Below are 9544 nucleotides of genomic sequence, written 5' to 3'. Positions count from 1 at the left end.
CTTACAAAGCTAAAAGTTAGTTAATATATTTGACTATATTTTTAGTAACTATGAGAACCAATTTTCCACCAAAAATATCTATGACTTGCCGACTTATTGTAATTACGGCTTTGGTTCCACTGGTTTTGGAGTCTTCCGGGAACTCGTAACTCATATCAAGACAACTAACTGGGTATTAGAGGGGGCAATTTCTACTTTTCCACTCATGTACCATTATCGGATTGTTCCGTTCTCTGGACAACCTATGGATGTGGATAAATCCCGTCTACAGGATTATGTGAAATACTGGGGTAACAGTGCGAACGCTGGAAAATACGTGTTAGATAGAGCGATCGCCAACTATGAATTGATTTTATTCCTAGAGTACGTACCGCACGTTCTAGAAACATGGCTGCGAGAAAACCCCAATAAACTTCAGCAACCCTTAAATGATTTACGCACGACAATTGAGTTTTTGAGGGCGAAGGGAATCATCCACTTTGACGCGCATTTTCGCAACATCCTTACCGACGGTGAACAGACATATTTAAGCGATTTTGGTTTGGTACTTGACAATAGTTTTTCGTTGACTTCAGATGAAAAGTCTTTCTTTGAGCAGAACAAATTTTACGACTACGGAGAAGTTCTGCGAAATTTTGGTTTCTTGATTCGATGGTCATATGACTCATGTTCGGAAAACCAGAAACGTAATATCATGCGAAAATATTGCATAGAAGGCTTAAAACCTTATCAACAGGGGTCTATATTGCTCGACAATATTGAGCAGATACATACCGAGGGAGACATGAAGTTAGATCCTTTTTATGTTGCTAGTATCATCAAATACCGTAGCATAATTGCTCTGATGCAAGACTTCTTTGCTGATATGTGGGTAAATAATCACAAAGACACGAAACTTCCTTATGTAGAACTACTGCTGTTGCTTAAAGAGACGGGATTCATTGCCCTACAATGAACGTAAAACTTAGAAAATTGCGAACACACAATGAATACCAACGATAATTCCTTAATGGATGATAGCTTATCAACGGATGTGATATCTGTGACAGAGTTACACCATCAACTTAATGACTTACTCAAGCAACTATCGCCAGAAAAGTTACAGGTGCTTGCTGATTTTGCAGGTTACTTGGCAAATGTTGAAACTGAAACTGCGACTCAAGAAATTTTGGCAATTGCTGGATTGTTAGAGCGAGTTAAACAAAACCAAACAACCCCTAAAACCGATTACACAAGCTGGAGAAATCTTCGCTCCGATGTATGAAGTTCTGCTACATCCCGATGTTCAAAAAGTTTATCTCAATGCTGACAAAGCCTTAGCCAAGAAAATAGCTCGATGTTTGGAGCAGTTAGAGCAAACTCCCCAATCGCACCCAAATATTAAAGTCCTTAAGGGAGATTATCTAGGTTACTACCGCTATCGAATCGGCGATTATAGAGTAATCTACTCGATAGACGATGAATTGGTACAAGTATATGTTGTTGCAATCGCTCATCGTAGCGAAGCATATGAATCATGAAGGTGAATTTGTTAACTTCAAAAATTATCTTTCATCCCCCGCAATTTTGCAAAAGTTTGTACAGAATCGCTACTATTTGCAGCCAATTGTAAAGCTGGTTGTTCCCATCTCAAGAACGGATTGGTGTGTTTTTCTACTCCTAACAATGAGGGAACGGTAGCTTCATTCCGACTGCGATGTGCTTTAACTTGCTCAAATCGCTGTTGAAGTTCGGGGTTTTTACCATCCACCGTGACGGCGAATTTCAAATTTTTCAAAGTATATTCATGGGCGCACCAAACCCTCGTATTATCGGGCAAAGCGCGGATTTTACTTAAGGAATTTACCATCTGTGCTGGTGTCCCTTCAAACAAGCGACCACAACCCCCAGCAAATAAAGTATCTCCACAGAATAACTCACCCGTCTCTTCGGAATTTTCGGGAGCAAAATAATAAGCTATGTGAGCGCGAGTGTGTCCGGGAACGAACAAAACATCACCAGTGCGATTAGAAAAAGAAACGCGATCGCCATCTTCGAGAAAAACTTGTTGTCCGGGAATTCTACCTGAATCTACGCTTCCACCATAAACTGTCAGGTGTGGGAATTTTTCAATTAATTTTTGATTGCCACCTACATGATCGGAATGATGATGGGTGTTGAAGATCGCAACTAATTCCGCTTTGAGTTCCTGGAGTTTATCTAAAACAGGTTTTGCCAGGGCTGGATCGACTACAGCAGCAATATTTTGTTTATCATCGTATAGCAGAAATATGTAATTATCTGAAAGAACTGGTAAGCGAAACACCTGCATAAAAAATAGCTTTCCTTATTTTGATTTATTCACCCCAGAACCAGTTTAGCGAAATAAAAATAGCCCGTGCAGACAAGCTTTGTAATTGTAGCCCCACTCTTGCAGAGTGAGGGCAATTAAGTCGTTTTTGCTAATTAAACAAAGTGTGCAGAACCAAATAACGGTAAAAATGCATCGCTAAGTAAGGAAGTCTGACCTTCACTTGTCACAAAAATATCCAATAAATCGCCTGAAGCATGACTAAATGACGGAAGAATACCCATAATTTGCTTATCTGAAACCGAAGTTAATTGTGCAACTTCACCGCCAATGGTAACGCTAGTATTACTCAAATCTCCAAACTCGTCACCGCCAATGATAAACAAGTTACCTCCTGTAGAAGGCGCTCTCCAAGGGAAGATATCATAAGCAGTAGCACCACTTACAGTAATATCGTTGGGAGTTGAAACATCAATTTTACTGCCACTGAGGTTAATTCCGACTATGGCTCCTCCAGGCCCAGTTAATATGTCTAAAGCTTTAGACTGAGGATCTAAAGTTTCTTGATTTACTACTTGAGTACCATCTGGGGATAAAACGACATTAAATGATTCCCCATTCCACTTTTGAGTAATTAAATTACCTCGCATTTGTCCGCCAAATGTATTAGCGCGGTACTCATCAATACCGTTAGTAGATGCGGGAAAAGTTGTTAATTGTTCGGTATAAACCCCTGGAATACTAGCGTCTTTGTCACTGTAATAAACGTTTTGACGGGGGTCTTCTTGTCCGCGATTTCGGTTAGGATGACCGTAATATGCATCTTCTACAATCAGATTTAATTCGTCTGGTGCGTTTTTAACTGGCTCTTGAGTTGTTGCAGAAGTTGAGACATCCCCAAATCCACCATTCGGGCCATTATCCGTTGCGTACATTAACCCTTTTGTAGTCCAGACTAAATCAAAAGGATTGCGTGTACCGCTAGCATATACAGACACATCAACGCCATCCACAACCTTGGCGACATCCCCAAATACCTGACTTTCTGCGGGGTCGAATGTTAATCCTTGGGGTGGCACAAAGTCAGCAGGTAATTCATATTTAACCTGACCATTAAAATCAGGCTTAGTAATTTCTGCCTTCAAAATTGCCGCAGCAAAGGGAGATTCAGGAATCCCGCCAATTTTAGCTGCTGATATACCTGCATTTGTATTTCCACCGACTGCAATATATAGATTACCTTCGTTGTCAAAGGTCATACTATTGACACCGTGGTCGTGATTGGAAACTGGTAGCCCGGTTATTAATGGTGTAACTGTAGAGAATAGTGGCCCTTCTAAGGTTGATATCTGTCCGCTGTAGGGAGATAATTCGGTGTCTGGAAAAGACGAACCACCGTTAGCATACAGTTTATTGTGAGATACATAGATAGTAGGGGAGTCAGAAGTATCGTATGGGTTGAAGGCTATACCTAATATGTTTGGATTCGATACACCCTTCAAGGTGGTTATGGTTTGAGTGTCAATGACATTGTAATTATCATCGAAAGTATATGCTTTGATTTCACCCAAATACGAACCAACATACAGTCTATGATCTGGCCCCCAAGCTGCTGCTGTTGGCATGGACATCGCTGCAACTGTCTTTTTAGTAAAGGCGATTGCAACGGTATCATCATCACTTATAAAAACAGAGATATTAGGCAAGCTCAGACTATCATAATTTTGATCTGAGCTACTAATAGTGTGTGTAATATTTACGCTTTGGTTGCCATCTGCAAGATTATTGTCTAAAGCTTTAACCGTTATGCTTTGAGGTACATTCCAATTATCTGGAGTAAAGGTAACACTATTCTGGCTTGTACTAATTTGGCTGTTGGAACCTAAGTTTACAGTCACATCACCAGTTGGTTGACTGTTTAAAATTATTGAATAACTATCTCCCGTAGCTTCACCTTCAACCACAGAGGTATTACCATCTGTTTGTTTGAAAATGACTTGCGGGCCAGTCAGGGAAACAATTTCAATTGCAGAAATTTTAGCGTTATCTACACTAGCATCAAAGTCTAGATTTAAAAAACCATCGGTAACGTTGACATTATCAACAGAGTAGACATAAGCGGAATCTTTTCCAGGGAAAAAAGCATTCTTAGATTTAGCAAAAATATCTAAATCATCAACGACTCTTTCTCCTTCTACAGATACATCAAATATACGCTTATTAAAATCATCGAAATAAGTTTCTGCAAAATGTAAATTAACCCTGTAGTTACCATCGCTTACAGGTATGTCATATCCTAAATTTTTGGCCCAGCGCTCTGTCTGATACAGTTTGTCTTCTTCGGTTTTGAAAATACCTGCATTGGTAGAAAATGTCTGACCTACATCAAAATACTGGTCTTTCATCCATACATTACCTGCTGTATCGGTGTAGTTATCACCACCAGCATTGATGCGAATAGTACCTGTGTTGGGATTTGTTGGTGGGCTTGGTGGTGTAATTGGTGCTGAACCACCAATAATTTCAATTGCTGCTAACTTCGCATTATCGGAATTACTCAGAAAATCTAAATTTAAGGTTCCATCGCTGACGGTAACATCAAAAGATTTGTTTAAAGCAAGGTTTTTACCTCCTGCTTCTGCGAAGATATCAAGGTCATCAATAACTAATTGACCTTCAGCAGATAAGTCAAAACTTCTTTTACCTGCTTCATCCCAGTAAATTTCTGCAAACTTAACATTTACTTTGTAGTCACCATTTGTAACCGGAACTACGTAAGATAAGTTGTTTGTCCAGCGTTCTGTTTGATACAGCTTATCGTCTTGCGTATTGGTTATATCACTTTTGCTAGAATATGTTTTACCTCCGGTAAAATACTGGTCAGCACTCCATAAATTACCGTTTACATCTGTATAAGCATTTCCACCAGCGTTAATGCGAATAATGTTTGTTGGTGTTGGATCTGGTGTCGGATCTGGTGTTGGATCTGGTGTCGGATCTGGTGTTGGATCGGGGTCTGGTGTTGGATCTGGTGTTGGATTTGGTGTTGGAGTCGGAGTTGGATTTGGATTCGGTGTAGAAGCGCCAATAATTTCGATTGCTGCTAACTTTGCATTATCGGAATTACTTAGAAAATCTAAATTTAAGGTTCCATCGCTGACGGTAACATCAAAAGATTTATCTAAAGCTGTATTTTTGCCTCCTGCTTCTGTAAAAATATCAAGGTCATCAATAACGTTTTGTCCTTCAACAGATAAATCAAAATTCCTTTTATTTGCACCATCCCAATAAAGTTCTGCAAATTTAATATTTATCTTATAGTCGCCATTTGTAACTGGGATAACGTAGGATAAATCTTTTGTCCAGCGTTCGGTTTGGTATAGCTTATCGTCTTCGGTATTAGATATATCAGCTTTACTAGAATATGTTTTACCTCCAGTAAAATACTGGTCAGCACTCCATAAATTACCGTTTATATCTGTATAAGCATTACCACCAGCATTGATACGAATAGTGTTTGATGTTGGGTTTGGCTCTGGGGTTGGGTTTGGTTCTGGGATTGGATTTGGTTCTGGTGTTGGGTTTGGTTCTGGTGTTGGATTCGGCTCTGGTGTTGAAGCAGATTGAATATCTATAATCTTTACATCAGAAAGCAAACCTGTAGCACCATCTGAATCTTTAGCTACAGCAACTAAATGATTTATTCCTCCATTATTTTTAGAATCATTCAGTGAATCTTTCAAGGTGATGGGGATATCTACATAGCCCTGAGAACCTATGGCTGCAAACTTTTCTTCAACTTTAATAGCTGAATTGGCTTCAAATGGATCGATATCAAACCCACTATAATCATCAAGAAATAAACCACCTTCAACTGCTAATAATGCAACCTCAACACCTGGTGTACCAGAAATTCTCACAGTTTGATTAAGTTCTGAAATTACCGCAGGTAAAGGAGATAACCCCAAAACTTCGATTGCCAGTTTGGGAGGTAAAGTAGATTTAATTACAGCTTTCGAGCCATCCAAACTACCGGGGATTCTGTAGGTTTGTCCGGTATATGTGGCATTATTATCGAAATCTACTGTTACTTCCGATCCGATTAATTCCAATCCCGATACACTTCCAGAATCTTTGGGGCCTGGTTGAGGTAAACCCCTGACGCTTGTGGGATCTACATCAGCAGAGAAAGTAAATGTTTCACCAGGATCGAAATCATTGAAATATATTTCTACTGCATCATAACCATCATCATGAGGTTTAATAAAATTACTACTAACAAATCCGGTTCCTCCTTGGCGATCGGGAGTAAATTTTTTACCAACCGGGTCCCCAGCAATACCATCAGGATCGAATACTAAATCTGGAAAAATACTAGTACTTAAATCAAGAGTAACTTTCTTAATCTTTTCACCGTTGGTGGAATTATTAGTAATAACAAAACTTCCACTAGCATAAGTGCTGCTATTGATGCTATCGCCGCCAGGGTTAATTATAAATGAAGCTTTTGCAGTGTTATTGTTGTTTGTAGTATCTGCCATTTTATCCTCTAATTAATTCATAAATAGTTCTTTATTTGCTTCAATCTGACTTAGAAGCATCCGATTTTCTTCAACGATTATGTTGAATTTTTTTGTATTAATTCACACTAAAAAATTAGAACTTTGGACTATAAAGAATTTTCTATTAGCCCATATCAAAGTTCGATAAATCTAACGTTTGCACTATTATCGATAGGCTCGAATAAACCAGGTTTATCTGGATATAACGTAATTTAAAGTTATGAAATAAATCAGAAACCGTAAACAGGGATGAAAGTGGAATTAAAAAAAAATTCAAACGCAGGCTATACAAAAAATCAAATAGGAATTCTAACTTTTTTCGATTCTTTTCCTCATTTTCAGTCAAGTAAACTGCTAACAAGGCTCTGCGTTGCTGGCACCCTACAGTAATTGTTCCAACTCAAGCTATATTTTCAGTATCTTTTAGGGCAATAACGCCTAATGATACTAAAATTAATCAACCTTTAAATGCATTAAAAAAGGCTGCAATATATCTATTTAATTGAACTTATTAGTTCCTATTAGCCAAATTTTAATCAAACCTGTTTAATAGGTTAATTAAAACTAAACTATTATGCGATAAAAATTAAATTAAATTAAATTAAATTATAAAAATAATGTAATTTTTTCTCGTACCAAATATGCCAAAATATAAAGTCAATAGAAAGCACTCGAACTTTTTTTTTATTAGCATTTTGGACATAATAAGTATACGCCTAACGATAATATACGACTTTTATTGGTAGCTTTTGTGCCCAAGCTTAAAAACTAATATATAAAAGGGTTCAGCTATACAGCCTCTATCGCCATTAAATATTTATTTGTAGCCTTATTCACGTGCGGAAAGAATGCAACCTGCGGAACTAATCGTTTCTAGAAAATTTAAAATCAATAAAAAATTTTGTAATTTTCTAAAAAGCTAGTGTTTATACTGACTTATGAACAGAGAATAACACAGTAAAAACTGTCGTAGATATAATTAACATGAAATCAATGTTAAATTTAGAACAATAATATCTGGTGAAAGAATTTTAATATCACTTTTAGAAAAAGGTCACTGTACGGATTGGCGATCGCCTTTATGAGCAAGCGAAGCTATCGCCATAGGGCAAAATGATTTGTATAGCTTTTCGGTTATTACAACTCATAGCCACTCGTACATAAACTGAGAACAGTTTATTTCTACTTAACTAGGGAAAGATGTAGTCAGTTTTCCCTTTAAACTTGCGATTTTACCGATTTTACTAACTAACTTTTTGATTGATCGATTTGCCTTAGCTTGAAAAGTAGGTGGTTTCAGAAGCAATGGTTTTAAATGAGGTTGTTTGAGAAAGCGATAGTGCAAAAAGATATCTTTAAAGCGGATATCAACGTCTTCTCCTCTAGACAATCTTGTAAAGTCAATTGATGGGTAGCCCATATAATGTATTCGGTGAATAGGTTTAAGTCCCTCTTGATTAAATAAAACATTGTCGATCGCAACGAATGGATCTGCATTAGCACAGTTACCACTTCTATCATTACCATCGGGGCTGAGTGTAAAGTTGAATTGCGAGCGATTGGATTTCAGAGTCATGTAGTTAAACAAGAAAGCATCATCCCACCAAGCTGTCGCGTTAACCCAAGCTGCTTCATTTTGTTCAATCATCTGCTTGAGCAATATATTTAATTCTTCAATATTGAAGATTCCACGTTTTGAGCCGAAGAAGCTTGAACAGTGTAGTTTTGGCTGTATTTCCGCTTGTGTAAACATACCAGTTGCTTCAATTAAAGGAATATTTAACGCTGCCTTATCTTGAGATTTGGTATGTTCCCAATCATCAAAAACGAAGTCGTAAGTCTGTAATTTTTCTTGGATATCGTCAATCGGTTTCATAGCTAGACTATCTGCGTCGAAAAAGACAAACTTTTCAAAAGATCCATCAAACGCGACAAACTTACGATGCAGCTTTCCTGCGTACCATCGCGGATGTAATCGATCGGTACGTTGTGCTTCTGGGTGAAGGCTAGCAAATTGAAGAGCAAAGTTTTCCCAACGTTCAATTGAAGACGTATCCTCAAATAAAGTAACGTTTTCACGCGAACCGATTTCCTGCTTAACTTTATTTAAACGATTGTCAAAAGGAATTACACATACAGGAATATCGGAGCCAATGTTAGCTTCAATACTATTTAGAAGTGCAACTAACTGGTCGAATACAATATCGTTTGCAAGAGTATATATACCGAAAGCTGTCATATGAGTTTTTCCTTAAATAGAGATTAATACATGAACCATATCTAACAGAAGATTTATAAAGAATGCATATAAATTTAGTAAATCTTACGTAAGTTATATAAAGTTTCTTTAAAGCACACGTAATATTACTTGCGTGATTTAACTGGAATATTCAATCAAAGAACAAATATATTAAACCGTGTGGCTAGTGAACAGAAAATATACTGAACCTTTTATACCTTTCACGCTCTGCGAACAAAATTCAGTAATCTTATGTAGGTAATTAAGATAACTTTATTTACGCTTCTAAACTCCTTCATAAAGAGCCTCTTGCTTATCTAGCTATAGCCATATAGCAAATAATCTAACCGTAATAATACTTAATGAAGAATATAATCTTTTCAGTTGTTCTAGAACGATCGGTAAATTCGCTCTAGGATAAGTTGCAAATGCAAAGTTAGACTATGAATTGAA

The 9544-nt window shown here is 37.4% G+C and carries 6 protein-coding genes; 3 read left to right on the top strand and 3 right to left on the bottom strand.

Translation table 11 applies throughout. From position 1 onward, the window contains the following. The first annotated feature begins 85 nt into the window (after positions 1-85). From ACM03V_RS19500 to ACM03V_RS19490, 3 genes are read left to right on the top strand one after another with little or no spacing between them, the layout of a single operon-like run. On the top strand, positions 86-955 hold the full coding sequence (locus tag ACM03V_RS19500; protein ID WP_414622456.1) for a hypothetical protein: 870 nt from the start codon (positions 86-88) through the stop codon (positions 953-955). Between the two features lie 30 nt (positions 956-985). Continuing rightward, positions 986-1264, top strand: a complete 279-nt coding sequence (locus ACM03V_RS19495; RefSeq protein ID WP_414622455.1) for a hypothetical protein — start codon at positions 986-988, stop codon at positions 1262-1264. After that, positions 1257-1520 carry a type II toxin-antitoxin system RelE family toxin gene (locus ACM03V_RS19490; protein ID WP_414622454.1) on the top strand — a complete coding sequence of 88 codons (264 nt, stop codon included), beginning with the start codon at positions 1257-1259 and terminating at the stop codon, positions 1518-1520. Before ACM03V_RS19495 ends, ACM03V_RS19490 begins: the two co-directional genes overlap by 8 nt. 17 nt (positions 1521-1537) lie before the next feature. On the opposite strand, the gene gloB is transcribed toward ACM03V_RS19490, so the two are convergent. From gloB to ACM03V_RS19475, 3 genes are all read right to left on the bottom strand, one after another. Beyond that, on the bottom strand, positions 1538-2311 hold the full coding sequence (gloB, locus tag ACM03V_RS19485) for a hydroxyacylglutathione hydrolase (RefSeq protein ID WP_414622453.1): 774 nt from the start codon (positions 2309-2311) through the stop codon (positions 1538-1540). Between the two features lie 134 nt (positions 2312-2445). Next, positions 2446-6831, bottom strand: a complete 4386-nt coding sequence (locus ACM03V_RS19480) for a malectin domain-containing carbohydrate-binding protein (RefSeq protein WP_414622452.1) — start codon at positions 6829-6831, stop codon at positions 2446-2448. A 1207-nt stretch (positions 6832-8038) separates the two neighbouring features. Further along, complete coding sequence (locus tag ACM03V_RS19475) at positions 8039-9091, bottom strand: Npun_R2821/Npun_R2822 family protein (protein ID WP_414622451.1); 1053 nt, start codon at positions 9089-9091, stop codon at positions 8039-8041. Positions 9092-9544: the final 453 nt, after the last annotated feature.

Origin of the sequence: Calothrix sp. CCY 0018, assembly GCF_963920925.1 — a bacterium.
GTDB lineage: Bacteria > Cyanobacteriota > Cyanobacteriia > Cyanobacteriales > Nostocaceae > Rivularia.
The sequence above is the reverse complement of the archived record's forward strand: the minus strand, read 5'-3'. Positions and strand labels throughout refer to the sequence as shown.

Bases quoted from the DNA above. Each gene is read 5' to 3' on its own strand.
- gloB (WP_414622453.1), bottom strand. From the start codon at position 2,311: ATGCAGGTGTTTCGCTTACCAGTTCTTTCAGATAATTACATATTTCTG.
- ACM03V_RS19475 (WP_414622451.1), bottom strand. From the start codon at position 9,091: ATGACAGCTTTCGGTATATATACTCTTGCAAACGATATTGTATTCGAC.
- ACM03V_RS19495 (WP_414622455.1), top strand. From the start codon at position 986: ATGAATACCAACGATAATTCCTTAATGGATGATAGCTTATCAACGGAT.
- ACM03V_RS19480 (WP_414622452.1), bottom strand. From the start codon at position 6,831: ATGGCAGATACTACAAACAACAATAACACTGCAAAAGCTTCATTTATA.
- ACM03V_RS19490 (WP_414622454.1), top strand. From the start codon at position 1,257: ATGTATGAAGTTCTGCTACATCCCGATGTTCAAAAAGTTTATCTCAAT.